We start from the raw sequence: 25,714 nt of genomic DNA on the forward strand, positions 1-25,714 counted from the left end.
CGCATCAGCAAAAAATCTCAAATCGCGCACACATATCCACATTTTCACACTTCACCTTTCACGCACAAATCCTACAGCCTTGGCAGATTCTCACTTCGTTCGGAACAGCCCTTCAGTCTTTCAGCCTTTCAGTCCTTCACATGTCTCCTTTCATCATTGCCATCGATGGCGGCGCCGCCTCCGGCAAATCGTCCACCGCCCGCGCGCTCAGCGAGCGTTTCAACCTTCTGCATGTTGACACCGGCTCGTTCTACCGCGCCATCGCGGCCGAGCTCCTCCGCCGAAAACTCACCCCCGACGATCTTCCCGCCATCCGCGCCGCGCTTCCGGAAATCAGCCTCGGCACCCAGGTCAACGGACGCACCGCGCACATGAAAATCGGCGGGCGCCCCATCGACACCGCCGAAATCCGCACGCCCGAGGTCAACGCCACCGTCGCCCGGTTCGCCGCCATCCCCGAAGTCCGCGCCGCGCTTCTCACCTACCAGCGCGGGCAGGCCGATGTCGCCCGCGCGCACGACCTTCGCGGCCTCGTGATGGAAGGCCGCGACATCGGCTCGGTTATTTTCCCCGACGCGGACCTCCGCTTTTTCCTCGACGCCGACCCCGTCAAGCGCGCCGAGCGCCGCCGGAAGGAAGGCCTGATGGACAAAGTCGCCGAGCGCGATGTCCTGGACAACATTCGCCTCCGTGAAAGCGCCAAGGGCGCGATCATGATCGACAGCACAAACCTCGACCTGCCCCAAGTCGTCGAAAAAATCTCCGGCATCGTCGCTGAAAAACTCACATGAACCGCATCAGCCAGCAAGGTAGGGCGAAGCCTCCGGCTGAGCCGCAATCATCCGCAAATCCAAGTCGCTTACGGCTCAGCCGGAGGCTTCGCCCTACCCGCGCAAACGCACGCGCATGAGCTACGCATTTCACCAACTCGAAATGGATCGCTGGTATGGGTTTTTCCTCTACCTCGATGCCGTGCTGATGGACATCGCGTTTCGCGGCGATGTTTACGGCCAGGACAACCTGCCCAAGCGCGGGCCGTATATGATCGCGTGCAACCACGCCAGTTTTCTCGACCCGCCGATCGTCGGCGCGTTTCTGCCGCACCAAGTGCGCTTCTTCGCGCGCAAGACACTTTGGAAACCCGGTTTCGCGAGCTGGTGGCTCGACGCCGTCGGCACGATCCCCGTTGACCGCGACGGCGGCTCCGACGTGAAGGCGATCAAGGCCGTGCTGCAAACGATGAAGGACAAGAAGGTCGTGATCATGTTTCCCGAGGGCACTCGCTCGCCCGACGGCAGCCTGCAAACCGCCAAGCCCGGCGTCGGCATGTTTGCCTGCCGCACGGGTGTGCCGATCGTGCCCGCGCGCGTTTTCGACTCGAACAAGGCCTTCGGCACCGATGGGAAACTCCACCCCTGCACGCCAGTGCCGGTCGTCTATGGCAAACCGCTCGGCCCCACCGACTACGACGATCCCTCAAAAGGCAAGGAACGCTACCAGCACGCCAGCGACATCATCATGTCGCGCATCGCCGAGCTCCAGCGCCCCAACCCGCCGGTGATTTAATCCAGGCGAAGCCATCCGCTTGCCCAACGCAGCGGGTTGCGCCACAAAAACGGATGTCCCAACGCCCCTTCCCTGATTAAAAAAATCACCGAATATGAAAACCGTGAGACAGTTCATGATAATAATGCTGGCGACTGTGCTCTCGGTTGGCGCGCTCAACGCGCGGGACATTTCGGATTACATCAAGGAACTCGACGAGAGCCCGTATCCGGAAATGGATAAGGAATATTATTTGAGGCACTGCATTTGGTTTGAGCGGGGAAAGCACAAGACGACCAATTACGCGCGCGGTGAAATGCTGCCCGTGAACACGAAGGTGACGCTCCTCTATTTGTCCGGCAGCGACATGTCCATTCGGGTGAACGAAACGGGCAAGGTTGTGAAGATAAACAACGTGATCAATTTTTCGAGGAAACACATGTCGACGATTGCCCGTCTCATGCTGTCACCGAAAGAGGTTTCCGTCAGCGGGGAATTTGCGGAAAGCATCCGCAACGGCGAGCCGCGCCTTGGCATGTCAAAGGAGGAAGTCGTCATGACGCGCGGCTGGCCCCCGGCGCACAAGACCGATTCGCTCGTCCGGGACAAATGGATGTATTGGAGCAGCAAGCTCGTCGTGCACACACTGGAGTTTGAAGGCGACAAGCTCGTCAAGGGTCGAGGGATACACTGAACAGGAAAAAACAGCTTGCGGCTTGGCAGCGGGAACCGCGCATCGCGCGCAAACCGGTGCAACGCGGGCTTGATCGCGTTTCCGTTTTCACTTTTTCTGATTTTAGAACAAAAAACTTTTCCGTTCAAAAAACCTCAAAATCCAAAACACATGAAAACGTTAAAATGGTTCGCGACATTAATGATGGCGGCCGTGCTCTCGGCGGGCGCGCTCAATGCGAGGGATGTTTCCGATTACCTCAAGGAACTCGAAAAGGCCCCCGAGCCCGAGGCGGGCAAGGAGTATTACCTGCGCTATTGCATTTGGTATGAAAATGACGCGCACAACACCACCAATTACACGCGCGGCGACATGGCGCCAGCAAACACCAAGGTGACGCTTCTCGAATTGTCCGGCAAGAGAATGACCATTCGGATAAGCACGACCGGAGCCACCGTGAAAATCGACAACGCGGAAAAGTTCACCCGGAAAAACATGAAAATGATCGCCCGCAACATGCTCTCGCCGACCGAGGTTTCGATCGGCAAGAAATTCGCCGACAGCATTCGCAACGGGGAATTGCGCCTCGGCATGACCAAGGAGGAGGCGATCATGGCGCGCGGCTGGCCCCCGGCGCACAAAACCAGCTCGCTTACGCGCGACACATGGACCTATTGGAGCAGCCGGTTTGTCACGCAGGCGGTCGTGTTCAAGGACGGCAAACTGGACGCGGGACGCGGCATCAATTAACCAACGGGCTCGCGCCCAAACACCGGAATAAGGAGCCCCGCGACAAGCCGCGGGGTTCTTTGTTTTCACAAGAAAAAGCTCCCGCCCCTGAAACCAAAAGGCATTTTTCCCGCGCGTCTTTTTTGTAAAAAAACTGAAAATCCCAAAACTTTCGGACTGGAATGAAAACTTTTTAGGCAATTTGAGTCTAATACCTATGTATGAAAACTATAACCCGTTTTGCAGCCGCCGCCCCCTTTGCACTTTTGCTCGCGTTTTGCGGAACGCTTCGCGCCGGAGACATCGCCGATTACGTCAAGGAAATCGAGAAGGCGCCGATTCCCGAGGAGGGAAAGGAATACTATCTGCGCCACGGCATCTGGTGCGAAATGTGGAAATATGACGCGACGAATTATGCCCGTGGCACATTGCTGCCGATCAACACAAAGGTGCGCGTCGAAAAGATGCTCGGCGAAACAATGTCGATTCGCGTGATCTCAAGCTCGCAACTCGTCTGGATTCGCAACCGAACCAAATACACCGACAAGAGCATGTATGAGGTCGCGCGGCGGATGCTTTCGGAAAAAGAAATTTCACTGAAGGGCCACGAGAAGGAAACGGCGGCGGCCATACAAAGCGGGCGAATGATTTTGGGGATGACCAAGGAGGAAGTCATCATGGCCCGCGGCTGGCCGCCCGCGCATCGCACGCCATCGCTCGACCTGAACACATGGGTTTACTGGCCGAGCCGGTTTGTCACGCAGACAATCATCTTCAAGGACGGCAAACTCGCCGAAGGGCGGGATATCGGCAACTGACGCGCCGGGAGCGCAAAAAAAGCACAGACAGAAATGTCTGTGCTTTTTTTAACGCGTTTTTGCGACGATTCGAGTGCTCAGCACTTCGCCGGCTTGCCGGTTTTGGCGCTGGTGTAGAGGGCGTCGATGATGCGCATGAGCGTCACGGCCTCGGCGGCGGTGTTGAGCGGTTTTTCGCGGCCTTCAATCGCGGCGACAAAATTCGCGGCGGCGCTAACACGCCCCATCGTCTCATCGGGAGGAACGATAATGTCGCGGTTCACGGAATGGCCGTTTTCCTGCGAGTAGAGTTCGCAGGTGTCGGTCGCGGTGGAATCGATGCCATCCTGGCCGAAGAGACGGCGGACGAGGCCGCCGGCCTTGGTGCCCTGAAAGGCGACGGAAACCTCCTCGCGTTTGACGAGCTCGGCCCAGGATGACTGCATGGTGAGCACCTGGCCGGTCTTGAAACGGATGAAGCCATGGCAGGCGTTTTCAACGTCGGTGACGCCATTTTTCGCGTCGGGAATGCCCCACGGCCCCTTGAACTGTTTGTCGGTGATGAAGTCGGTGAAGGTTTGCCCGAGCGCCCATTCGGGTTCGGGGTAGCCCATGAAGTGGAGCGCGAGGTCGAGCATGTGGAGGAGGTCGATCACGGGCCCGCCGCCGGAGAGCGCCTTGCTGGTGAACCAGCCGCCGAAGCCGGGAATGCCGGTGCGGCGAATCCATTTGGCCTGCGCGGAGTTGATGCGCCCCGCCACGCCTTGGTCGATGTAGGCTTTCATGGCGCGCGATTCGGGACGGGCGCGGTTGTTAAAATCAAACATGAGCGTGCGCCTGGCCTTTGCGGCGGCGGCGGCCATGGCGCGGGCTTCGCGGGCGTTGAGCGCGGGCGGCTTTTCGCAGAAAACGTGCTTGCCGGCCTTGAGCGCCTGAAGCGCGAGCGGCGCGTGGAATTTGTTGGGAACGATGATTGAGACCGCGTTGATTTCGGGGCAGTCGCGGAGCATTTCCTCAACACTGCCGAAAGAACGGGCTACGTTCTCGCGCGCGGCGGTTTTTGCGGCGGCGGCGGGATTGGTGTCGGCGATGGCGGCGATTTCAGCGCCCGCGGAGCGGAAGCCTTCCGCGTGGTAGCGGGACATGCCGCCCGCGCCAATGATGCCGATGGTGGTTTTCTTCGAGGATTTTTTCATGGGTTCGGTAAAACGTGCGAAACAATGCGGAGGATGCAAGCCAACTCAATCCGGACGCTCAATGCCGTGATGCGTCGGGGCACTCCCATCCTCCAACGCGCGGGCAAAAACCGTTTTTGCGGTTGATTTGACGGGAGCAAAAACGGCATGGTGTTTTCCGGAAACCCGAAAACCCCGTGAGCTTCATAAAACCCAGAACGCCCCGCTTTTATTTCCGCGCATTGCTTCTGGCCGCTGCGTGTCTGTTCGGCGCGGCACGAGCGGACGCGGCGGAACAGTGGCTGCGGCTTTCAAGCAAGCATTTCGACATGCTCAGCTGCACTGGCGAGAGTGACTCGCGCCGCGTGCTCGCCGAAATGGAGCGGTTTCGCATGGCGTTTTTCACATGGTTCGACGAGCGCAAGATGTATTACCCGCGCCCGCTGATTTTTGTTTTCAACTCCGACGCGCAATTCAAGCCATACAACAAGATGGCCGACGGCACGACCGCGCACCGGGGCGGCGTTTTTATGAGGAGCCAGCTCGGGCCGCGCATCGCGCTGCCGCGAGGATCGTCGGGCCGGGGCATGGCGACGGTTTTCCACGAGTGCGCGCACTCGCTGGTCGCGGCCTCGGGGTTGCGGCTTCCGCTCTGGCTCAACGAGGGTGTCGCGGAGGTGTTCGAAACGTTCAGCACGCGCGGCGGCGAGCCGGTGCTCGGCATGCGCAGCAACAAGCACATGCGGCTGCTGCTCGGAAAAAAACTCATCCCGATGGACGAGTTTTTTAACGCCACCATGCAGTCGCCCTATTATACCGAACCCGAGCGGATGCGGCTGTTTTACGCGCAAGCGTGGCTGGTCACGCACTACATAATGCTCGGGCCGCGGGGCCGGTCGCAGCCGGCCGAAAACCTCCGGAAATACATTGAGCTGTATAAAAAGAAACGGAAACCGTCCGAGGCGGATTTTCGCGAGGCGTTCGGGCTCGGTTACGCGGAGCTGGAGCGCGTGCTGCGCGCTTATGTGATAAGCGATCACAACAGGCATTATTCGCTGAGGCTGCCCGCGGCGTCCACGCGCGACGGCGTCACCTGCCGCAAGGCGGAAATGCGCGAGGTCGAGTGCGAACTAGCCGCCTTGAAAATCCGGATGACTCACGACCACAGCGAGCGAACCATAAAACGTTTTGAGCGGCTGGTGAAAAAATACGAGGGCGACCCGCGCGTGTGGGAACTGTATGCGGGGATTGCACCGCGCGCCAAAAGAAACGGCCATGTCGAAAAAGCCGTGGATCTCGGCTCGCGCAATCCGCTGGCGCGCCTGTGGCTTTTGCGCGAGAGGGTAAACGGCATTCGCTGGTCGCTCGTCAACCGCCTGCCGGATGAGGATGCGGCAAAGCTGCGGCAGAACGCGGCGGCGGTGCTCGAGCTGGAGCCGGATTGCATGGAGGCGCACGCATTGCTCGCGACGGTCGAGTCGCAGTGCGAAACGATGAACGATTCCGCTCTGGAGCGCGCGAAAGCGGCGCTGGCCGACATGAACGAAGCCGAGTATCACCAAACACAGCTCGCGATCGCGGTGGCGTGCTGGCGGGGTGGCGACAACGAACAGGCGCGCGAGATCGCCGGGCAACTGCTCGAAGAACCCGGCTTAAGCGCGACAATAAAGCTCCGCGCGACGACGCTGCGCAATCGCATCGCGCGCTCTGCGCGGAAGAACTGAGCTAACGCGGTGCCGCCAATTCCGCGAGTTCGGAAGCTTGGTGTTGCCGAGGGCGGGGAGTTTGTGTTCCATTAACGCCATTTCCCAAATGGCACCCGTCAATCTTCCAGCTCAGGACACACCACAGGCAAGGCATCCATTGCTCACGAAATTGAGAAACGGTTTTGTCGCGGGATTGGTGCTGCTGGCGCCAATCGGAATCACGGCATTTGTGTTCTCGTGGGTTTTCAAAAAATCGGGCGGCATTTTGCGTCCGCTGTTCCAGGGATACCTGCCGGAATGGATCAAGCCGGACAGCATCATCTGGGATATTTTTTCCACGCTTGTGCTGATTGCGTTGATCACAGTGCTGGGGCTTGTGTCGCGGTATGTCATGAGCCGGTGGTTCTTGAAATTCGTTGACCGGCTGATCCGGAGCATTCCCGGAGTGAGCGCGGTCTATGGCGCGGTGAAGCAGATCATCGACACGTTCAGCACCAAAAACAAAAACGTGTTCAGCAAGGTGGTGCTGGTGCAGTTTCCGAGAAAGGGCATGTATTCGGTTGGTTTCCTCACAAACGAGATGGTCGGCGAGGTGCAGGAAAAAACGGCCGAGAAGGTCTCGGCGGTATTTGTGCCAACGACGCCAAATCCGACGACGGGCTTTCTAATCATGCTGCCGAAGGAGGACATCATCGAACTGGACATGACTGTGGGCGAGGGAATGAAGATGATCGTGTCGGTGGGCGCCGTTGCCCCGCCGTGGCCCCCGCCGCTCCGAAGCCGGAGGCTTCAGAACTAATGAAGAATGAATAATGTAGAATGGGCGGCATGTTACATCACCAATGGCACGCATGCGTAGGACGGGACCGCCGGGACCGCCGCGTTTATTTCTTGCCGCACACGGCGCGCGAGCCCGGCCCGGGCCGAAAATGAAGGGCGGTTCGCCATGGCGAGGCTTACTCTTTCGACTGATGCGTTCGTGCTGTTGAGGCGTCCCTCGACATCGGACGCGTTTCAGGTGCTCTCGGTGTTTTCCGAGACGCAGGGATTGCTGCTGGTGTTGCAGCGTGTTTCGAAAGCAAAGCGAAAGGGCGAGGTGGCGATGGCGCTGGATCTTTTCAACGAGGTGTCGCTGATGCTCGAAAGCTCGAACCAAGGGCAAACATGGTTTGTGCGCGAGGCCCGCGTGCTGCGAAGCGCGGAGGGGATCGGGCGCAATTACGAGGCGTTGCAGTGCGCGTCGGCGTTTGCGTGGCTCGTGGCGCAAAACACAATTCCCGAGGAAACACGGGCGCGGGTGTATGCACTATTGGGACAGGCGTTTGGCGCGTTCGCGGAATCGCCGCGTCCGGATGTGGCGTATGTGAAGGCGCTGTATTGCCTGGCGCGCGACGAGGGATATCCGGTGAAACAGGAGTGGGTGCGCTCGCTCGCGGCCGCGGATCGCGCACAGGTGGCGGAACTGCTCAACAAACCGCTCGCTGAGCAATCGGCAAACGCGGAAGCCGTGGCAAGATTGCGCGAACGCCTGGAGGCATGGGTGCGCACGCAGACGGACATTATTGTTGGCTAAACCACAAATCACGTCCCCTAAAAAAGCGTTTTTTCGGCGATCCGAATTCGTATCAAAAAAACGAATACAAATTATTTCATCCCGGCAACGGCCTTGCGCCGGCTGCGGACGGCCCCGGCGAGTTGCTCCAGGATCGGCTCGGTTTGCTCGAACGAAATGCAGGCGTCGGTGATGCTCACGCCGTATTTGTCCGGCTTGTCCTGCCTGCCTTCGCGCAGGTGGCTTTCGAGCATCACGCCGGCAATCGCCCGCGTGCCGGCGGCGACTTGCCGCGCCAAATCCGCGGCGACCGCAGGCTGCCGGCGATGGTCTTTCTCGCTGTTCCCATGCGAGCAATCCACGACAACAACGCCGGGGTGCCCCGCCTTCGCGAGCAGCGCGGTCGCGTCGGCGATGTGCCCGGCCTTGTAATTGGCACCAGTGCGCGCGCCGCCGCGCAGAATGAGGTGCGCGTCGGGGTTGCCGGTCGTGTTGAAAATCGCCGCCGCGCCGTCGTCCGCCACGGAGGGGAACCAGTGCGGCCGCTTGGCCGCGCCGAGCGCGTCGACGGCTATTTGCACGCTGCCGGTGGTGTCGTTTTTGAAGCCGACCGGCATCGGCAGGCCCGACGCCAGCTCGCGGTGAACCTGGCTTTGCGATGTGCGCGCGCCAATGGCGCCGTAGCAAACCATGTCCGCGATGTATTTCATGATGATTGTGTCGAGAAATTCGGTCGCCGCCGGCACGCCTGTTTTAATCATGTCGCGAAGCAGTTGCCGCGCGATGCGCAGGCCGTCGTTAATCCTGAAACTATTGTCGATATACGGGTCGTTGATCAGGCCCTTCCATCCGGCGACGGTGCGAGGCTTTTCGAAATAAGCGCGCATGACGACAAACAAATCCTTTTCGTGTTTTTTCCCGAGCGCCGCCAGCCGCCGGGCGTAGTCGAGCGCGGCCTCCGTGTCGTGAATCGAGCAGGGGCCGGCAATGACAATCAGGCGGTCGTCGCGCTGTTTCAAAATGTCGCCTATCTGCGCGCGCGCCCCGGCGACGAATTCGGCCTCCGCCGGCGACAGGGCCAATTCCTCGATTAAAACCGCGGGCGGGAGCAGCGCGCGTGAATACGATATGCACGGCGCGGGGACGCGTTTTTCGACATGTGTGACGCTTATCGCCGGGTCTGCGCCGGGCTGCGGGATGCATGTGAGTGATGAAATCATTTGTCCGAAATACGCGGTCTGTGTCGGGGGCTGTTACCGTGCATGAGACGCTTCCTGCGCGCAAAGGTAACACCGTCCCGAAATCACAGGGATTTCCCCAATATGCGCACCCCGGCGGACTGTCTTCCGGGGCGCGGCGGTTGCCGGGGTTAACGGACGGCCACAGTTACGTTGGGTTCATTTTTGAAAAGCAGCGGCGCAAAGTGGTAGAGGTCGTTCATCCAAACCCATGGCTCGTGCCCCCCGGCATTGATGTGGAAGACGTGGGGGATTTTCCTTTCCGTCAGAAACGAGTCCGCGGTCGCCATGCGGTCCGACATCAACTTGTCCTTGTTGCCAACCGAGAGCCACAGCAAGCGCGGCACGCGCTCCGGCGAGGTCACGTCGAGTTGCGGATTGTTCGCAAGCCGCCGTGTGCCTCCGCCGGAAAACGCGCCGATCCAGGCAAACTTGTCCGGGTTCGTCAGGCCGGTGTTGAACGCCAGCCCAGCGCCCATCGAGAGCCCCGCCAGTGCGCGATGCTCGCGGTCGGCGATCACGGGGGCCTCGATGAACGGTATCAGGTCGTTCAACAACACGCCGCCAAACGCCATGCCCGCCTTCTGTTTCGCGTCGCGGCTTTCGTCAGCCTGTTTGCGCGCCGACTTCGGGAGGCTCGACGGCATGACGGCAATCATCGGCTCGAGCTTCTTGTCGGCGAAAAGATTGTCGAGGATCGCGTAGGCCTGAATCTCGTGCGTCCAGGTGTTCTCGTCGCCGCTCGCCCCGTGAAGCAGGTAGAGCGCGGAGTATTTCTTCGCGGGGGAATAGCCCGGCGGCATGTAAACGGTCGCGCGGAATTTCTCCCCGGTGGATTTCGACTTGAACTCAACGGTCGCGATTTTTCCGCGCGCGACGCCGGCGCGGGGAGCGTTGAAGCCGGCGGGCGGCTCGGGCTGGCTTGGTGCGAGCGCAAAACCCGGGGTGATCGTTCCGCACATGGCGGCGAGAAAAATGGCGAGTGTCGCGCGGTGTGTTTTGTGGTGATGTTTCATGGCGTGTGATTGGATTTCGCCCGCATCCTACTCCCGCCAACCTTTTCGGAGGATGAGCGCGCGGGAGTTTTTTTCGGACGTTTTTCGGGAGGGTTAACGGCATGGCTATTTTTCGCGGAGGGTTTCGCACCGGCCGAATCTTCCGTGAGGAAAAACTCTTTCAGCGGGCGATAGCCGCGCGCCTCCATCAGCGCGTCCCAGTTGGACGGAAGCTCGATCAGGATCGTGGCGTATGCGCCGCCGGGCATGACTTGCACCTTGTTTCTGTCGCGGTCGCCCGTCACGAGAATCGGCGTCATTCCGGGCTCCATGGTGGCGACCGTGTGTATTTTTTTGCCGCCGGCGACCTGCGGCGGAAACCAGGGCGGCGGCTCCGTCAGCTCGGCGTTTTCACGCCGGATGATCCGTTGCTTGTATTGCTCAAAGGTGAACCGCTCGGATTGCTGGCTGCCGGGATTGGCCCAGTAGTTTGCGTAGGCCCGCATGTGCGCGGGGCGGCGGGCCGTCTTGACCAGGGCGGTTTCCAGCGAGGTTTTTGTTTCGTATTTTTTGGCGAGGTCGCGGGCCACAAACTCGGTCACAAAAATAGTCCGGTAAACGGTGGGATTCGTGGCGCCGAGGGCGTTTTGCGATTTTCCCTCCACGATGTCCCACGCGATGAGCTCCATGATTTTTTCGGCGTCGGGCGTCGCGGGTGTGAGGTTGTTGCCCCACATCAGCGCGGAGCCGGCGGTCAGCGCGTTCTGGTTGAGGTCGTAGCCCTTCTGCACATGGTAGGGCTCCCATCCGATCCGCAGGCAGGCCTCCTCGTCCTCGGTGAACGACCATGGGGTGAGGTAGCCGAAGGTGCCCATCCTGTTTTCTTTCACGTAATATCCACCGAGGTTCAGCATCGCCAGATTGATGAAGCGCCCAAGGAGCATGTTCCGCGGCTCGCTGATCATGCCCTGTCCGCAATCAATTCCCAGCTGCCGCGAAACCGGTCCGTTGATCCATCCATACGGAGTCCACGCGTGGGTGCTCGCCAGGGGCCGCCGAAAATTTCCGACACCAAGCGCCTTCGTGTAGGCGATGAGCAGGGGCATGTATTCCGGCGGACAGCCGGCCATCACACCGTTCACCGCGACGTGCCACACCAGAGCTTTTCGGTTCGCCGGCGGGATGGTGCCGATGACGCTGTCCCACGCATGGTCGGTGAATTTTAGAAACTCCTCAACGCGCTCGATGGTCGGCGGAATTATCGGCAGCCCGTCGCTCCAGCGATTGTCCGCGAAAAACGCGCTCACCTCGTCTTGCGTGCCCGTGAACACGATTTCCCTCGGCTCGCCCATCCTGGCGTGGGCGCGCTCCGCAATCTCCCCGTCGGAGATGGGCTCGGTCAAGGCGCTGACAATTTGCGGCCAGACAATCTCCCGCGTATTTTTCACAAGCTCCTCGTTGGTGTGGGCCGAAAACGCGCCGGGATAAGTCGCCGCGCGCGGGGCGGGCACGCCGCGGTTGATGCCCGTGGAATAAATCTGCCTGACAAAAGTCGGCGCGCCAACCGTCACGGCGGGAATGCCAATGTGCTCGGCGGCGATGCAGTTGCCGGTCTCCTTGAGGGTGCAAATCCCGCAGCCGGCGTTTCCGGATATGACGGCGTCCACATTCAATTCCTTGAGCCGGCTTTGAAACTCCTTCACCTGCCGGCTCCGCTCGTAATACTGCCCCGCCGCACCGACCTCCTGAAACATGAGCACCTTCGCCTTGGGATAATTTTTCAAAATCAACCGCTTGATTTCCTGGTGCGTCACGGAGGCGTTGAAGCTGCCGCCCACAAGGGCGATCGTCTTTCCGTCCAACGTGTCCAGGCGCGGCGCCTGCTGTATCATCTTCACGTCATGGTTTCCGATTGGCGCCACCACGCCATAGGCCTGCTCGCCGGTTATGCTGACCGGCGGCACCGCACAAGCGTCGTCAACGCATTCGGCGACGTTCGCCGGCTTCAGCCAGGAGCCGCCCGCCAAACCCGGCGTGGCGGGCGTCTGCGCGAAGGCAATCGCCGCCATTCCGAAAATGGCAGCGAGGAAAATAACGAATAACGGGCGGCGTGTTTTGTGATGGTGTTTCATGGCGTGCGTTGGATTTCGCCCGCATCCTACTCCCGCCAACCTTTGCGGAAGATGAGCGCTCGGAAAAATTGCCGTCGCTCCGATTTTCGGCGGCCTTTTCTTGATCGGATGCGAAAAATCAAGCAGCGTGCGTCTGCCCTTTAACCGTTTTCCGACATGCGACTCCTCATCATCGAAGACGAAGCCGACATGCTGCGCAGGCTCGCAAAAATCATGCGCGTCGAGGGCTACGCCGTGGACACGGCGGCGGACGGCCGGGAGGGATTATACAAGGCGCAAGAAAACGACTACGACCTGATCCTGCTCGACGCGATGCTGCCCGTGTTCGACGGATGGGAATTGCTGGCGCGATTGCGAAAAACAAAAAAGACACCCGTGCTCATGCTCACCGCGCGCGACGCCAGCGCGGACCGCGTGCGCGGCCTGGACAACGGCGCGGACGATTACGTGGCCAAACCCTTCGACCTGCCGGAACTGCTCGCGCGCGTGCGCGCGCTCATCCGCCGCGGAGCCGAGACCGCGAGCAGCCGGCTCGACTTTGGCGAAATCGTCATCGACACCGCGCAGCGCTGCGCGTGGCGGCGCGGCGAGGCCGTGACGCTGCAACCAAACGAATACGCGCTGCTGGAATACCTCGCGCTGCACCGCGGCAAACTCGTAACGCGCACCACGCTCTACGAGCACCTTTTCGACGAAAACGAGGAGACACTCTCCAACCTGCTCGACGTGCGTGTGTCCAACCTGCGCCGAAAACTCGGGCAGGATTTCATCGTCACAAAACGCGGGCACGGCTACGGCATCGGCATCGAACCATGAAACGCCGCCATTCCATCCGAGTGCGTTTGCTGGGCTACATCGGCCTGCTGCTCCTCCTCGTGCTCGCCGGCTTTGGCTACGTGGCATGGCAGCGCGACGGCGCGGCGCGAATCGCCGCCGTTGACCGCGAGCTTGAGCAAAGGCTGAACCTGCTGATCGTCGGCTACCGGCCCGACGCCGGACAACGCCCGCGCGAAACCAGCGAACCGCGCCTGTCGCCCCGCGCGCTCGAGCTCCTCGCCAACGAAGGCGGCGAGCCGTTCTACTATCGCGTGTGGCACGGCAATGGACGCATGCAAGGGCGTTCCGGCGACGCGCATGAAATATCGCGCCCCGCGCAAACGGCGCATGGAAAACTGCTGCGGATGAGGAGCGAGTTTAGGGAACTCGTTCACTTCACGCCCACGGGCCGCTGCTTTTTGGTCGGGCGCGGCACTCGGGACGAACGCGCCGCGATGCGCGCCGACGCCCTCTCGCTCGCCGCCATCGGCGCGGGTGTGCTGTTGCTCGGACTCGCGCTCGCCTGGTGGATTGCCTCGCGCGTGACGCGCCCGCTCGCGCAAGTCAGCCGCACCGCAAAACAAATCGCCACCGGCGACCTCTCGCGCCGCATCCCCGTCCCCAAACCCGAGGACGAACTCAGCGAAGTCGCCAGCGTGCTCAACGAAACCTTCGCCCGTCTTGAGGACGCGTTTGCGCGACAAAAGCAATTCACCGCCGACGCCTCGCACGAACTTCGCACGCCCGTCTCGCTCATCCTCACGCACGCGCAAGGCGCGCTCCTGCGCGAGCAAACCCCGGCCGAATATCGCGAGGCGCTCGCCGACTGCGTGAGCGCGGCGCGGCGGATGAAAACGCTCATCGACGCACTGCTCGACTTCACGCGCTTCGACGCCGGGGCTGAGACACTTGCGCGCGAACCTTGCGACCTCGCGGAGCTCGCCGGTGATTGCGCAAAACAACTCCGCCCGCTCGCCGATGCGAAAAACCAGCGCCTCGAAATGCAACTAGCGCCCGCGCCCTGCCTCGGCGATTCCACACGCCTCGCGCAAGTGATCACCAACCTGCTCACCAACGCCATCCAGCACACGCCCGCCGGCGGAATCATCACCCTGCGGACACATCGCGACGACAGCGCGCGCGTCTCCATTTCCGACACCGGCGAAGGAATCGCCTCCGAACAACTCCCCCGGCTCTTTGAACGCTTTCATCGCACCGACGCCTCGCGCGCCCGCGCCACCGGAGGCTTGGGCCTGGGCCTCGCCATCTGCAAAGCCATCATGAAAGCCCACGGCGGCGACATCACAGTCGAAAGCGAAATCGGAAAAGGAACAACATTCACGGCAACCCTCCCGGCAATTACGGTGACGAAGTGATGCTGAATATCTTCAGCCTATCTCAATCGTCGGGCAGCACGACTACGAGGTCGTCGGCGTGGAGACCGCACCAGACTCGGTCGCCTTGGTGGAAGGCTTCTTGGAGCGCGCTTTCGTTTGCCACAAGCGCGGTGAGTTGCGTGGTGCCGTTCACACACTGGATGCCGAGGCGGTCGATCGCGCCTTGGAACACCTCCTCGGTGATGTGCGCCTCGAAGACGTTTTCAGCGTCGATGGGGTGTTTCGAAATAAAGACTTTTTCGGGGCGCACGGTGACGATGGCGCACGTCATTTCGGCGGGCCATTGCGAGAGGCTGATGGTGAGCTCGAGACCGCCCTCGACGCGGACGCGTCCGTTGACGCCGTTGCGCGAGATCATCTCGGCCTCAAGGAGGTTGGCCTCGCCGATGAAGTCGGCGACAAAGGCGGTTTTCGGATGGTGATAGATTTCGTCGGCGGTGCCGAGTTGCTCGAGTTTGCCCTTGTTGAAGACCGCGATGCGGTCGCTCATCGTAAGCGCCTCCTCCTGGTCGTGCGTGACAAAAACGAAAGTGATGCCGAGGTGCTTTTGGAGGCGTTTGAGCTCGAACTGCATTTGCACGCGCAGCTTGGCGTCGAGCGCGGAGAGGGGTTCGTCGAGGAGAAGCACCGTCGGACGGGGAACGATGGCGCGGGCGAGCGCGACGCGCTGGCGCTGGCCGCCGGAGAGTTGGTGCGGGTAGCGGTCCTCGAAACCTTCGAGCGCGACGAGTTTGACAACGTCGGCGATGCGTTGGCGGGCCTCGGCCTCGGCGACTTTTTTCATGCGCAGCCCGAAGCCGATGTTGTCGCGCACGGTCATGTGCGGGAAGAGCGCGTAGGATTGGAAGACTTGGTTGACGTTGCGGCGGTAGGGCGCGAGGTCGGTGACGTCTTCGCCGTCGATAAAGATTGTGCCTTCAGTGGGGTGCTCAAAACCGGAGAGCATTCGGAGGAGTGTCGTTTTCCCGCAGCCGGAGGGTCCAAGGAGTGTGAGGAATTCTCCCGTCTGCACCTCAAGGGTCACGTCGTTGACCGCAGTGAAGTTTCCGAACCGTTTGGTGACTCCGTTTATCTGGATCATTATACGGCGCTGGATTCAGGCGCGCGCAGCGTTCCGGGGTCGTAGGGCGGCTGTGCGTGGTTTTCGTGCTGAGGATTTGCCTGCATTTCAATGCGTGGGTTGCGATAATGAAAATCTATGGAGGAACGAAAAAGGATATCGTGCGAAAAAATGCGATGAAAATTACGCGTGTTCGGAAAGTTTTTTGCCGTCGGCGCGCGCGCGCGAACAACCGGGCCGCTACTGGTGCTGGTTTCGTTTCGACGCGCGGTATTGAACAAAGGCGTAGGCGGCGACGAACAGGACGGTGAAGATCACGCCGAGCGCGGCGCCGAAGGGCCAGTTGCGCGCCTTGCCAAATTGATTTTGAATGACGTTGCCGATGAGCATGTCGCGCCCGCCGCCCATGAGGTCGGTGACTGCAAACATGCCGATGGCGGGCACGAACACGAGCAGGATGCCGGCGGAGATGCCGGGCCAGGTGAGCGGGATGATAACGTCGGAAAACGCGCGCATGGGGCCGGCGCCGAGGTCGTGCGCGGCGTCGACGAGCGATTCGTCCACTTTTTCCGCGCTGCCATAGATCGGCAAAATCATGAAGGGCAGGTAGGCGTAAACGAGGCCGAGAATGACGGCGGAGGGCGTGTAGAGGATTTCGAGGGGCTGCGGAATTATTCTGGCGGACTCGAGCAGTCCGTTCAGGAGACCGTTTTGGTTAAGGATGGTAATCCAGGCGTAGGTGCGGATGAGAAAGCTGGTCCAAAAGGGAATCATCACGAGCATGATGAGGCGGTTGCGGATCGTTTCGCTTTGCCGTGCGATGAACCACGCGACGGGATAACCGATGGCGATGCAGAGCACGGTGGTGATCGCCGCGTAGAGCACCGAGCGCCAGAGGATGCGCAGGTAGATGGGGTCGAACGCGCGCTGGTAATTGTCGAGCGTGAAAGTGTAAACGATGCGCCCCATGTCGTCGCGCTGGCAGAAGCTGTAAACGAGCAGGATGAGCAGGGGCGCGACGACAAAGAGAACAAGCCACAACACCATCGGCGTAATGAGCAGCCAGCCAAAGAGCCGGGGGCGCTTGGCGTGGCCGGCGTTGTTGTCGGGGAGTGTTACGGCTTGCATGGGTTGGTGGCGAATGGTGGGTGGCGGGCAGCGGGTTAATGGTGGAAGCGAGAGAGTTTTTCTACTCGCTGGCCACCGCCCGCCACTCGCCACTTTCAATTATCTTCCGGCGGAGTTTTTCAGATCGGTGTAGAGCTGGTCGGTGAGTTCACCGCTGCCGGGGATGTCGCGGAAGAGTTGGATGTTGGACAGGTTCGGATAGCTGGCGGCATTGTCGAGCTCCTCCTGCGTGAGGAGTTTGCGCGCGGCGCCGTTCGGATTGGTGTAGGGGAAGACCTTCGAGATTTCGCGGCTGACTTCGGGGCGCATGATGTAGTCGATGAATTTGTGCGCGGCCTCGGTGTTGCGCGAGTTGTGCGGGATGGCGAACACGTCCACGAAGAAATGCGCGCCCTCCGCGGGACGGACGTATTGGAATTTTTTGTTTTCAAACCAGAGGCGCGCGGCCTCGCCGTTCCAGACAACGCCGATGTCAACGTCGCCGTTGCTGAGGGAATTTTTCGGGCTGTCGGAGTCGTAGATTTTGATGTATTTCATCCACTCGGCGATCACGGGGCGGGCGCGCTCGAGGTTTTCCTTGGTGATGTTGTTGATGGGAATGCCGAGCGACTCGAAGGCGCAGGTGACCAGTTCGCGCCCGTCGTCAAGGACGACGATGCGGCCGGCGTATTTCGGCTGGAAGATGTCCTTGTAGCCGCGGATCGGCTCCTTGACCTTCTCGGTGTTCACGACGATGCCGACGCCGCCGACCATGAAGGGCACGGTGAATTTTTGCTCGGGATCATAGACGAGTTTTTTGAACTCGGGCATGATGTTTTCGAAATTGGGGAGCTTTGTGTAATCGAGCGGAAGGAGCAGGTTGTTTCTTATCATGCCCTCGGCGATGTAGTCGCAGGGCTGGATGATGTCGTATTTGGTGCCGCCGGCCAAAACCTTGTTGAGCATTTCCTCGCCGGTGGCGAAGGTCTCGTAATTGACCTTGATGCCGGTTTCCTTGGTGAAGTCGTCGATCACCGACTGGGGTATGTATTCGGACCAGGCAAACAGGTTGACCTGCTTGTTTGGCTCGACGGTGCGCGAACAGGACGCGAGCCCGGCGGCAAGGGCCACCAAGGCGGAGAGCATGGCGATGAGGATTGGTTTTTTCATGGTTTTGGTTGGATCAAGGAATGAACGATTTGCGGAACGGGTGTTGTTGCTGGCGAGGGGTTACTTGCGCGTGCTGATCTTGCGCAGGTATTCCGAGAAGAAAACGAAAACAACGGTCGTGATCACGAACACCGTGGAGAGGGCGTTGAGGGTGAGGTCCAGGCCGACGCGCGCCTTGCCGTAAACGACAATCGGCAGCGTTTGCGAACCGGGGCCGCGTGTGAAGAAGGTGACAATCAGCTCGTCGAGCGAAAGCGTGAACGCCATGAGCGCGCCGGAAAGAATCGCGGGCTTCAGACACGGCACGATGACGAGCCAGAACGCCTGGAGCGGTTTCGCGCCTAGATCGAGCGCGGCTTCCTCAAGCGCCGGGTCGAGCCCGTGAAGTCGCGCTTGCACGGCCACGAGCACAAAGGGAAAACAAAACGTGATGTGCGCGATGGTCACCGTCGCGAAACCAAGCTCCATGCGCACAACCGTGAAAAGGATGAGCAGGCTGATGCCCATGACGATCTCGGGCATGATCATCGGCACGCAGATCAGCGTCTGGAGGGTTTTGGAAAATTTATACTTGTAGCGATGCAGCAGCCACGCGCCGGTCGTCCCGACGATGACGGATGCGATGGTCGTGGCGAAGGCGATGATGAGGGAATTTTTCAACGACTCCATGATGGGCGTGTTGTTGAACAACTCGCCATACCACTTCAGCGAAAGCCCGTCCCACGCCTTGCTGTTTTTCCCTCCGTTGAACGAAAAGACGACAAGGATGAGAATCGGGAGGTAAAGAAAGATGAACACGATCACCGTCCATGCGGCGAGGCCTCGATTTAGAATCTTGAGGCCCGACGCCGGAAGCAGGCGCATCAGGAAGGACGGTTTGCTCATCGAACGGGAAACGGAAAAATCGGTGTGAAGAAACGTGAGAAAAGAAGCGCACGTTTCAAAGGCAATCGACCCGTAATGCAAGGCGGGTTTGCGATTTGGGGCAAAAAAGTTGCGGAGCGGTTTGCCGGGCCGGCGCGCGCATCCGCCCCGATTAATTGCCCGCGGCCCTGCGCTTTTCGCGTCCGGCGGCGGCCTTCAGGTCGGTGTAGAGTTTGTCAATGACTCCAACGCTGCCGGGCACGTCGCGAAACATCGTCATGCCGATCAGGTTGGGATAGCTGGCAGCGTTATCGAGTTGTTTTTGAGTGAGGAGCTTGCGCGCGGCGCCGTTCGGATTGGTGTAGGGATACGCCTTCGAAATATCGCGACTGACGTCGGGGCGCATCACGTAATCAATAAACATGTGGGCGGCCTCGATGTTGCGCGATTTGAGCGGAACCGCGAGCGTGTCCACAAACAGGTGCGCGCCTTCCGAGGGGCGGAAGTATTGGAATTTTTTATCCTGAAGCCATAGGAGCGCGGCTTCCCCGCTCCAGACGATTCCGATGTCGGCCTCGCCGTTCAGGAGCGCGTCCTTCGGGCTGTCGGAGTCGTAAACCTTGATGTATTTCATCCACTCGGCGATGACTGGCCGCGTCTTTTCGAGATTCGCCTCATTAATGTCGTTGATGGGAATCCTGAGTGACTCCATTGCCCATGAAACCATTTCGCGCGCGTCATCAACCACGACAATGCGGTCGCGGTATTTCGGCTGGAACACATTTCTATAACCCCGCGGGGGATGCTTGATTTTTTCCGTGTTCACCACGATGCCCACGCTGCCAATCATGAAGGGCACCGTGTATTTCTGGTCGGAGTCGAAAGGCAGGTGCTTAAAATCGGGCAGTATGAAGGTGAAGTTGGGCAGCTTCGTGTAATCGAGCGGAAAGAGCATGTTGTTCTTCACCATGATCTCGGCGATGTAGTCGGTGGGCTGGGCGATGTCGTATTTGGTGTCGTCGGCCCACATTTTGATGAGCATTTCCTCGCCGCTGGCACAGGTCTCGCAATTCACCCTGATGCCGGTTTCCTTGTAAAAATTATCGAGCACCTTTTGCGGGATATATTCCGACCAGACAATCAAGTTGAGTTGCGTGTCCGGCTCGGGGGAAGTGCGCGAGCAAGACGCAAGTCCGACGGCAATGGCTATCAGCGCGCCGAATATGGCTATGCAACTAATTCTTTTCATGATTTTGGCCGAGTGTGGTTATTGTGAGTGAAAATTATGGAAAATTTTCGGTGCTAAAAAAATATGGAACAAAAGGAAATTATTGATGCGTTGTTTCAAACGCAACTGCAAAAACTCCGTAACGCAAGCGGGTTTCGATGTTTATGGTAAAATAATTGCCAAATGAGGCGAAGGCCTCAACGCGCTTCGCCCGGCATGGCGGGCGGTTTTGCCCGCGCCAAATCCCGCTGGCGGTAGTGCACAATGTATTTTTCGTGAAAATAGTCCCCGGTGTCGGAAAGCGTCTCGGCGAGCGAAAGCACACGCGCCGGAGCGATTCCGAGCGCCGTCTCCTCGCTGGCAAGATCTCCGCCCTTCCAATAAATCACGCCGTTGCCGGGCGAACTCTTTTCACCGGGGCGCACATGCGCGCGAATGAGCTGGATGAACGCGGGCAGCGACGTGACCGCGCGTCCCGTGACAAAATCGTATTCGCGCCGGAGCGTTTCGACGCGGATGTTCTTCGCCTCGACGTTGCGCAGGTTGAGTCGCTGCGCGATGTCGGCGACGACGGTGATTTTTTTGCCGACCGAGTCGGCCAGAGTGAACCGCGCCTGCGGATAAAGCGCCGCGAGGATCAATCCGGGAAAGCCGCCGCCGGTGCCGACATCAAGCACGGTCGCGCCATTCATGAGCCGCAGAAATTTCACCGCGGCGACGCACGGCGCGTAATGGTGCCACTCGAGGTTGTCGATGTCCTTGCGCGAAACGAGATTGATCTTTGCGTTCCACTCGCGATGCAGGGCCGCCATGCGCTCAAGGAGCGTCCATTGCGCGGGGGTGATTTCGGGAAAAAGCGGCTTGAGTCGTTGCATGATTTTTTGTGACAGGGAACACACGGCCAGCGCGAAAAATGAGGCAAGTCCGGATTTTTTCGCCCCGAAATTTTCAACACCCCGCCAATGCGAAAAAATCGCCCCAAATAATGTCATCCATTGGATGACACTCCCCGAGAAAAGCAGCGCGTGTTTCAAGCGTTTTGGGGCGATTACTCGCCCAGCACGGTCAGCAAAATTTCACGCGTGTGAGGCGCGCGTCGATGCTCCCACAAATACACGCCCTGCCATGTGCCGAGCTGCAACCGGCCATTCTTGAGCGGCACGGTTTCGCTCGTGCGGGTGAGCGCCGTTTTTATGTGACTCGGCATGTCGTCGGGGCCCTCGAGCGTGTGCGTGAAATGCGGGTCGCGCTCCGGCACGAGGCGGTTCAACCACGCCTCCAAATCCGCGCGGGCCGACGGATCCGCGTTTTCCATGATCACCAAACTCGCGCTCGTGTGACGGCAAAACACCGTCGCGACGCCGCTCGTGACCCCCGAGCGCGCAACCTCGCGCTCAAGTTGGTCGGTGATTTCGTGAAGCCCCTGCGAGCGAGTGTGAATCGTAAACGTGGCGTGATGGACCGGCATAAAAATATTCGGCGAAACTATTCGCTTCCGGTGAAAGGGCGCAACCCAAAGCAATGCCGCAATCAAACATTGACCGCGCGCGCGCGCATCATCACCGTGTCCGGTTTCAAAATTTCAAACACTCCGGCAAACACGCTTCCAACACCTCCCATTTTCTCAACGTGAATATCGATATCAAAGACGTCTCCACCACACGCAAAAGCATGGCTGTTTCGCTCACAAAGGACGAAGTCGCCGCAGAGCACAAGGCCGTGCTTGCCGAATACATGAAGCACGCCCGCCTCCCCGGCTTCCGTCCCGGCAAGGCGCCCGCCGCCATGGTCCAGCGCCAGTTTGGCAAACAAATCGACGAGGAGTTCAAGAACCGCGTCGCCTCCAAGGCCTACCGCGACGGACTCAAGGAATCCAAGCTCGACGTCCTCACCATCACCGACATCCAGACCGGCGACATCAAGCCCGACGCCGACGCCACCATCACCGTCACCGTCGATGTGCGCCCCGAGTTCGAGCTGCCCGAATACAACGAGCTGCCCACCGCCATCGCCCCCACCGACCCAACCGACGAGGAGATTGACGCCGCCATCAACGCCCTTCGCTCCGAAAGCGCCAAGTTCGAGGTCAGCCAGGGTCCCGCCAAAAAAGGCGACTACATCAAGCTCTCCTACGAAGGCACGCTCGATGACAAACCGCTCACTGAAATTGTCGGCGACAAACAAATCTACGCCAAGGCGCCCACCACGTGGGAGGAAGTCGAAGGCGAGCACGAGGGAGTGATCCCCGGCCTCGGCAAACACCTCGCCGACGTGAAACCCGGCGACAAGAAAACCGTGTCAGCCACCTACCCGGAACAATTCGAAGGCGTCCCCGCCCTCGCCGGCAAGACCGTCAGCTACGCCATCGAAGTGCAGGAAATCCGCACCCGCGAGCTTCCCGCCCTCGACGAGGAGTTTTTCAAGGCCCAAAACGTCGAAAATCTCGACGCACTCAAAACCCGCGTCCGCGAAGGGCTCAAAAGCCGCAAGGAATACGAAAACCGCCAGTCCCAGCGCCGCCAGATCACCGACACGCTGATCGGCAAAACCGAGTTTGAAGTCCCCGCCTCGCTCCTTGAGGACGAAACGCAAGGCGTTCTCCGCAACATCGTCGAGGACAACATGCGCCGCGGCGTCCCCGAGGAGGAACTCGAGAAAAACAAAAAAGAGCTCTACGAAAGCGCCCAGAAATCCGCGCTCATCCGCGCCAAGACCCGCCTCATCCTCGCCAAGATCGCCGAGAAGGAGGACGTCAAGGTCGATGAAAAAGACATCGACGCCTTCATCTACCGCGAAGCCATGATGACCCGCCAGAGCCCTGACAAACTCGTCAAGGAACTCACCAAGGATCAGAGCCGCCTCCGCGCGGTCCAGCAGGCAATCATCATCGACAAGGCGCTTGATCTGGTCGTCTCCAAGGCCAAAATCTCCCTCGTCACGCCCAAGGCTTGACGCCTCTGGCACAATCTTAATCCAGAACAAAAACCGGCAGGGCGAAGCCTCCGGGTGAGCCGAAAAATCGAACGGCCCGCCCGGAGGCTTCGCCTTGCTCTCCAAACCTAAAAAATTTAATGAGCTACTATCTTCCCTACGTCGTTGAAAACACAGGCCGCGAAGTCCGCCAGTGGGATATTTACAGCCGCCTCCTCAAGGACCGCATCGTTTTTATCGGTTCGCCCATCGACGATGTCGTTTCAAACAACGTCATCGCCCAGCTGCTCTTCCTTCAAATGGAAGACCCCAAGAAAGACATCCACCTCTACATCAACTCCCCCGGCGGCGTTGTCACGGGCGGCATGGCAATCTACGACACGATCAACTTTCTCCAGTGCGACGTCGTCACCTACTGCATCGGCATGGCCGCGAGCATGGCCACCGTGCTGCTCGCCGCCGGCACCAAGGGCAAGCGATTCGCGCTCCCCAACAGCCGCGTCATGATTCACCAGCCCTCCGGAGGCGCGGGCGGCCAGGCGGCCGACATCGCCATCGCCGCGCGTGAAATCATCCGCTGGCGCGCCACACTCAACGAGGTCATCGCCCGCCACACGGGAAAAACCGCCGCCCAAGTCGAAAAAGACTCCGACCGCGATTATTACATGACCGCCCACGAGGCCAAGGCCTACGGCCTCGTCGACCAAGTCGTAGAATCCACCCGCCAGGTGCAAACCATCGCCACGGCTTAAACCGCCGCGTGGTTTCAAGGCGCGTGTGTTCAGGGTTCACGGTTTAGGCTGGCCTCACTGGTCAGGGATCAGTTTTCCATCCCGAAACTGACCTAAACATTTTCTTGCCACACGCACCGCGGCCCTATGTTTTTATCAGCTTTCCTCCGCACAACGCGGTTTGGAAAAACCAACAACACAACAATAACCAAAACATCCAAAACGATCGCAAGGCGGCCCGTCGGCCGGCCTGTGTAGTCGCCAAAGATACATAGATCACATGAACGTCACACCAAAAGACCTCCTCGATGCAGGCGTCCACTTCGGACACCAAACCAAGCGCTGGAACCCGCGCTCCAAGCCCTACGTCTACGACCACCGCCAGGGCATCACCATCATCGACCTCGGCAAAACGCACGAACTGCTTCAAAAAGCCTACACCACCGTCGAGGACACCATCGCCAACGGAGGCACCATCCTCTTCGTCGGCACCAAGCGCCAGGCGCAGGAAATTATCAAGGAAGCCGCGGCCTCCACCAACATGCCCTACTGCGTTGATCGCTGGCTCGGCGGCACCCTCACCAATTTCGCCACCGTCAAGAAATCCATCGCCAAATACAAAAAATTCCAGCAGATGGAAACCAGCGGCGAGCTCGCCAAGCTCGGCGGCAAGGAAAGCGCCTCCATCAAGCGCGAAATGGCGCGCATGCAGCGCAACTTCTCCGGCATCGTCGACATGCTCGACCTCCCCTCGATCATGTTCGTCGTCGACGGCAACCACGAGAAAATCGCCGTCGCCGAGGCCGCCCGCTGCAACATCCCCTGCGTCGGACTCGTTGACACCAACTCCGACCCCACCACCCTTCCCCTCCCCGTCCCGGGTAATGACGACGCGGTGAAATCCATCCGCATCATCGTCGACACCATCGTCGAGGCGGTCCAAAGCGGACTCGCCCAGCGCGAAAGCCGCCGCACCGCGCGCGGCCAGGCCGATCTCCGCGCCGCCACCGCGGCTGTTGCCGAGGCCTCCGGCGCCACCGCCGAGACCACCGAGGCCGAAGCCCCCGCTGCCGACGCCCCCGAAAGCACCGAAGCCGGGGAAACCGCAGAGGCGCCCGCCGCCAAAAAGAAACCCGCCGCCCGCAAGAAAATCGCCGCTCCCAAGACCGACGAATAATTCGCGCGCGCGCAACCAAACACAAAAACTCAAAATAAAAACTTACACATAAAAATGAGCACACCCGTTTCCGCACAAACCGTTAAGGAACTCCGCGAAAAGACCGGCGCCGGTCTCCTCGACTGCCAGAAAGCGCTCGCCGAAACCGGCGGCAACATTGAGGAAGCCATCACCCTCCTCCGTAAAAAGGGAGCCGCCACCGCCGACAAAAAAGCCGGCCGCGCCACCAAGGAAGGCCTCATCTGGAGCTACATTCACAGCAACAACAAAGTCGGCGTTCTCATCGAAGTGAACTGCGAGACCGATTTCGTTGCCCGCAACGAAGACTTCAAGGCCTTCTGCAACGACCTCTGCCTCCAAGTCGCCGCGTCCAGCCCGCTCTACGTCACCCGTGACGAAGTGCCCGAGGCCGCCATCGCCGCCGAGCGCGAAATCGCCGTCGCCCAAGTGCAAGGCAAGCCCCCCGCGGCAATCCAGAAGATCGTCGAGGGCAAGCTCGAGAAATACTACTCGACCATCTGCCTTCTCGACCAGCCCTTCGTGAAGAACCCGGACAAGACCATCAAGGAAATCCTCACCGAGAAAATCGCGACCATCGGCGAGAACATGAGCATCCGCCGCTTCACCCGCTACCAGCTCGGCGCCTAATCCGGCCAACGCGAAAAATCCTTCAAACACCACAAACGCTCCG

25 protein-coding genes are annotated in these 25,714 nt (G+C 59.8%); 14 read left to right on the forward strand and 11 right to left on the reverse strand.

Annotation, left to right across the window (positions count from 1 at the left end; translation table 11 throughout):
* Window positions 1-140 precede the first annotated feature (140 nt).
* The 5 genes from CKA38_RS01175 (at window position 141) to CKA38_RS01195 (ending at window position 3,765) form a co-directional block, all read left to right on the forward strand.
* Window positions 141-791, forward strand: a complete 651-nt coding sequence (locus tag CKA38_RS01175; RefSeq protein ID WP_108823868.1) for a (d)CMP kinase — start codon at window positions 141-143, stop codon at window positions 789-791.
* 115 nt (window positions 792-906) lie between these two features.
* Window positions 907-1,566, forward strand: coding sequence for a lysophospholipid acyltransferase family protein (locus CKA38_RS01180; RefSeq protein WP_236919086.1), 660 nt, complete (start codon window positions 907-909; stop codon window positions 1,564-1,566).
* 94 nt (window positions 1,567-1,660) lie between these two features.
* On the forward strand, window positions 1,661-2,239 hold the full coding sequence (locus CKA38_RS01185; RefSeq protein WP_108823870.1) for a hypothetical protein: 579 nt from the start codon (window positions 1,661-1,663) through the stop codon (window positions 2,237-2,239).
* A gap of 150 nt (window positions 2,240-2,389) precedes the next feature.
* Window positions 2,390-2,968: a hypothetical protein gene (locus CKA38_RS01190; RefSeq protein WP_152032602.1), complete on the forward strand. Its 579-nt coding sequence runs from the start codon at window positions 2,390-2,392 to the stop codon at window positions 2,966-2,968.
* Between the two features lie 200 nt (window positions 2,969-3,168).
* The gene (locus tag CKA38_RS01195; protein WP_108823872.1) at window positions 3,169-3,765 is read left to right on the forward strand and encodes a hypothetical protein; all 597 of its coding nucleotides are present in this window, start codon (window positions 3,169-3,171) and stop codon (window positions 3,763-3,765) included.
* A gap of 77 nt (window positions 3,766-3,842) precedes the next feature.
* Here the strand turns inward: CKA38_RS01195 and CKA38_RS01200 are convergent, their stop codons facing one another.
* Window positions 3,843-4,940, reverse strand: coding sequence for a Gfo/Idh/MocA family protein (locus tag CKA38_RS01200; RefSeq protein ID WP_108823873.1), 1,098 nt, complete (start codon window positions 4,938-4,940; stop codon window positions 3,843-3,845).
* A 308-nt stretch (window positions 4,941-5,248) separates the two neighbouring features.
* Here CKA38_RS01200 and CKA38_RS01205 point away from each other — a divergent pair, with 308 nt between their 5' ends.
* From CKA38_RS01205 to CKA38_RS01215, 3 genes are all read left to right on the forward strand, one after another.
* Window positions 5,249-6,643, forward strand: a complete 1,395-nt coding sequence (locus CKA38_RS01205; RefSeq protein WP_108823874.1) for a DUF1570 domain-containing protein — start codon at window positions 5,249-5,251, stop codon at window positions 6,641-6,643.
* A gap of 88 nt (window positions 6,644-6,731) precedes the next feature.
* Entirely contained in the window at window positions 6,732-7,424 is a 693-nt protein-coding gene (locus CKA38_RS01210; protein ID WP_108823875.1) for a DUF502 domain-containing protein, read from the forward strand.
* Between the two features lie 147 nt (window positions 7,425-7,571).
* On the forward strand, window positions 7,572-8,198 hold the full coding sequence (locus CKA38_RS01215) for a hypothetical protein (RefSeq protein ID WP_152032603.1): 627 nt from the start codon (window positions 7,572-7,574) through the stop codon (window positions 8,196-8,198).
* Window positions 8,199-8,269: 71 nt separating this feature from the next.
* Here CKA38_RS01215 and CKA38_RS01220 read toward each other — a convergent pair whose 3' ends face one another.
* From CKA38_RS01220 to CKA38_RS01230, 3 genes are all read right to left on the reverse strand, one after another.
* Window positions 8,270-9,397, reverse strand: a complete 1,128-nt coding sequence (locus CKA38_RS01220; protein ID WP_108823877.1) for a 3-deoxy-7-phosphoheptulonate synthase — start codon at window positions 9,395-9,397, stop codon at window positions 8,270-8,272.
* A 149-nt stretch (window positions 9,398-9,546) separates the two neighbouring features.
* The gene (locus CKA38_RS01225; RefSeq protein WP_108823878.1) at window positions 9,547-10,431 is read right to left on the reverse strand and encodes an alpha/beta hydrolase; all 885 of its coding nucleotides are present in this window, start codon (window positions 10,429-10,431) and stop codon (window positions 9,547-9,549) included.
* Window positions 10,428-12,542, reverse strand: a complete 2,115-nt coding sequence (locus CKA38_RS01230) for a UGSC family (seleno)protein (RefSeq protein WP_108823879.1) — start codon at window positions 12,540-12,542, stop codon at window positions 10,428-10,430. Before CKA38_RS01230 ends, CKA38_RS01225 begins: the two co-directional genes overlap by 4 nt.
* Before the next feature lie 156 nt (window positions 12,543-12,698).
* On the opposite strand from CKA38_RS01230, the gene CKA38_RS01235 reads away from it, so the two are divergent.
* Both CKA38_RS01235 and CKA38_RS01240 read left to right on the forward strand, forming a co-directional pair.
* Window positions 12,699-13,358, forward strand: a complete 660-nt coding sequence (locus tag CKA38_RS01235; protein ID WP_108823880.1) for a response regulator transcription factor — start codon at window positions 12,699-12,701, stop codon at window positions 13,356-13,358.
* Window positions 13,355-14,734, forward strand: coding sequence for a sensor histidine kinase (locus CKA38_RS01240; RefSeq protein WP_108823881.1), 1,380 nt, complete (start codon window positions 13,355-13,357; stop codon window positions 14,732-14,734). The genes CKA38_RS01235 and CKA38_RS01240 overlap by 4 nt, the downstream gene beginning before the upstream one ends.
* A 22-nt stretch (window positions 14,735-14,756) precedes the next feature.
* On the opposite strand, the gene CKA38_RS01245 is transcribed toward CKA38_RS01240, so the two are convergent.
* The 7 genes from CKA38_RS01245 to CKA38_RS01280 form a co-directional block, all read right to left on the reverse strand.
* On the reverse strand, window positions 14,757-15,836 hold the full coding sequence (locus tag CKA38_RS01245) for an ABC transporter ATP-binding protein (RefSeq protein ID WP_108823882.1): 1,080 nt from the start codon (window positions 15,834-15,836) through the stop codon (window positions 14,757-14,759).
* Window positions 15,837-16,055: 219 nt separating this feature from the next.
* The gene (locus CKA38_RS01255; RefSeq protein WP_108823884.1) at window positions 16,056-16,943 is read right to left on the reverse strand and encodes an ABC transporter permease; all 888 of its coding nucleotides are present in this window, start codon (window positions 16,941-16,943) and stop codon (window positions 16,056-16,058) included.
* 99 nt (window positions 16,944-17,042) lie between these two features.
* Entirely contained in the window at window positions 17,043-18,092 is a 1,050-nt protein-coding gene (locus CKA38_RS01260; protein ID WP_108823885.1) for an ABC transporter substrate-binding protein, read from the reverse strand.
* Between the two features lie 60 nt (window positions 18,093-18,152).
* The gene (locus tag CKA38_RS01265) at window positions 18,153-18,977 is read right to left on the reverse strand and encodes an ABC transporter permease (protein WP_202863940.1); all 825 of its coding nucleotides are present in this window, start codon (window positions 18,975-18,977) and stop codon (window positions 18,153-18,155) included.
* 151 nt (window positions 18,978-19,128) lie between these two features.
* Window positions 19,129-20,205, reverse strand: coding sequence for an ABC transporter substrate-binding protein (locus tag CKA38_RS01270; protein ID WP_108823886.1), 1,077 nt, complete (start codon window positions 20,203-20,205; stop codon window positions 19,129-19,131).
* A gap of 176 nt (window positions 20,206-20,381) precedes the next feature.
* The gene (locus CKA38_RS01275) at window positions 20,382-21,059 is read right to left on the reverse strand and encodes a 16S rRNA (guanine(527)-N(7))-methyltransferase RsmG (protein WP_108826337.1); all 678 of its coding nucleotides are present in this window, start codon (window positions 21,057-21,059) and stop codon (window positions 20,382-20,384) included.
* 173 nt (window positions 21,060-21,232) lie between these two features.
* Window positions 21,233-21,652, reverse strand: coding sequence for a secondary thiamine-phosphate synthase enzyme YjbQ (locus tag CKA38_RS01280; protein WP_108823887.1), 420 nt, complete (start codon window positions 21,650-21,652; stop codon window positions 21,233-21,235).
* A gap of 161 nt (window positions 21,653-21,813) precedes the next feature.
* Between CKA38_RS01280 and tig the strand changes: the two genes are divergently transcribed.
* From tig to tsf, 4 genes are all read left to right on the forward strand, one after another.
* Window positions 21,814-23,136 (forward strand): trigger factor, encoded by a 1,323-nt coding sequence (gene tig / locus CKA38_RS01285; protein WP_108826338.1) that lies wholly within the window; start codon window positions 21,814-21,816, stop codon window positions 23,134-23,136.
* Window positions 23,137-23,255: 119 nt separating this feature from the next.
* Entirely contained in the window at window positions 23,256-23,867 is a 612-nt protein-coding gene (locus CKA38_RS01290; RefSeq protein ID WP_108823888.1) for an ATP-dependent Clp protease proteolytic subunit, read from the forward strand.
* A gap of 259 nt (window positions 23,868-24,126) precedes the next feature.
* Window positions 24,127-25,023, forward strand: a complete 897-nt coding sequence (gene rpsB / locus CKA38_RS01295; RefSeq protein ID WP_108823889.1) for a 30S ribosomal protein S2 — start codon at window positions 24,127-24,129, stop codon at window positions 25,021-25,023.
* A gap of 54 nt (window positions 25,024-25,077) precedes the next feature.
* Window positions 25,078-25,671: a translation elongation factor Ts gene (gene tsf, locus CKA38_RS01300; protein WP_108823890.1), complete on the forward strand. Its 594-nt coding sequence runs from the start codon at window positions 25,078-25,080 to the stop codon at window positions 25,669-25,671.
* Window positions 25,672-25,714: the final 43 nt, after the last annotated feature.

The sequence above is a fragment of the Ereboglobus luteus genome (assembly GCF_003096195.1).
Taxonomy (GTDB): domain Bacteria; phylum Verrucomicrobiota; class Verrucomicrobiia; order Opitutales; family Opitutaceae; genus Ereboglobus; species Ereboglobus luteus.

Bases quoted from the DNA above. Each gene is read 5' to 3' on its own strand.
- CKA38_RS01175 (WP_108823868.1), top strand. From the start codon at position 141: ATGTCTCCTTTCATCATTGCCATCGATGGCGGCGCCGCCTCCGGCAAA.
- CKA38_RS01180 (WP_236919086.1), top strand. From the start codon at position 907: ATGAGCTACGCATTTCACCAACTCGAAATGGATCGCTGGTATGGGTTT.
- CKA38_RS01185 (WP_108823870.1), top strand. From the start codon at position 1,661: ATGAAAACCGTGAGACAGTTCATGATAATAATGCTGGCGACTGTGCTC.
- CKA38_RS01190 (WP_152032602.1), top strand. From the start codon at position 2,390: ATGAAAACGTTAAAATGGTTCGCGACATTAATGATGGCGGCCGTGCTC.
- CKA38_RS01195 (WP_108823872.1), top strand. From the start codon at position 3,169: ATGAAAACTATAACCCGTTTTGCAGCCGCCGCCCCCTTTGCACTTTTG.
- CKA38_RS01200 (WP_108823873.1), bottom strand. From the start codon at position 4,940: ATGAAAAAATCCTCGAAGAAAACCACCATCGGCATCATTGGCGCGGGC.
- CKA38_RS01205 (WP_108823874.1), top strand. From the start codon at position 5,249: ATGCTCAGCTGCACTGGCGAGAGTGACTCGCGCCGCGTGCTCGCCGAA.
- CKA38_RS01210 (WP_108823875.1), top strand. From the start codon at position 6,732: ATGGCACCCGTCAATCTTCCAGCTCAGGACACACCACAGGCAAGGCAT.
- CKA38_RS01215 (WP_152032603.1), top strand. From the start codon at position 7,572: ATGGCGAGGCTTACTCTTTCGACTGATGCGTTCGTGCTGTTGAGGCGT.
- CKA38_RS01220 (WP_108823877.1), bottom strand. From the start codon at position 9,397: ATGATTTCATCACTCACATGCATCCCGCAGCCCGGCGCAGACCCGGCG.
- CKA38_RS01225 (WP_108823878.1), bottom strand. From the start codon at position 10,431: ATGAAACATCACCACAAAACACACCGCGCGACACTCGCCATTTTTCTC.
- CKA38_RS01230 (WP_108823879.1), bottom strand. From the start codon at position 12,542: ATGAAACACCATCACAAAACACGCCGCCCGTTATTCGTTATTTTCCTC.
- CKA38_RS01235 (WP_108823880.1), top strand. From the start codon at position 12,699: ATGCGACTCCTCATCATCGAAGACGAAGCCGACATGCTGCGCAGGCTC.
- CKA38_RS01240 (WP_108823881.1), top strand. From the start codon at position 13,355: ATGAAACGCCGCCATTCCATCCGAGTGCGTTTGCTGGGCTACATCGGC.
- CKA38_RS01245 (WP_108823882.1), bottom strand. From the start codon at position 15,836: ATGATCCAGATAAACGGAGTCACCAAACGGTTCGGAAACTTCACTGCG.
- CKA38_RS01255 (WP_108823884.1), bottom strand. From the start codon at position 16,943: ATGCAAGCCGTAACACTCCCCGACAACAACGCCGGCCACGCCAAGCGC.
- CKA38_RS01260 (WP_108823885.1), bottom strand. From the start codon at position 18,092: ATGAAAAAACCAATCCTCATCGCCATGCTCTCCGCCTTGGTGGCCCTT.
- CKA38_RS01265 (WP_202863940.1), bottom strand. From the start codon at position 18,977: ATGAGCAAACCGTCCTTCCTGATGCGCCTGCTTCCGGCGTCGGGCCTC.
- CKA38_RS01270 (WP_108823886.1), bottom strand. From the start codon at position 20,205: ATGAAAAGAATTAGTTGCATAGCCATATTCGGCGCGCTGATAGCCATT.
- CKA38_RS01275 (WP_108826337.1), bottom strand. From the start codon at position 21,059: ATGCAACGACTCAAGCCGCTTTTTCCCGAAATCACCCCCGCGCAATGG.
- CKA38_RS01280 (WP_108823887.1), bottom strand. From the start codon at position 21,652: ATGCCGGTCCATCACGCCACGTTTACGATTCACACTCGCTCGCAGGGG.
- CKA38_RS01290 (WP_108823888.1), top strand. From the start codon at position 23,256: ATGAGCTACTATCTTCCCTACGTCGTTGAAAACACAGGCCGCGAAGTC.
- rpsB (WP_108823889.1), top strand. From the start codon at position 24,127: ATGAACGTCACACCAAAAGACCTCCTCGATGCAGGCGTCCACTTCGGA.
- tsf (WP_108823890.1), top strand. From the start codon at position 25,078: ATGAGCACACCCGTTTCCGCACAAACCGTTAAGGAACTCCGCGAAAAG.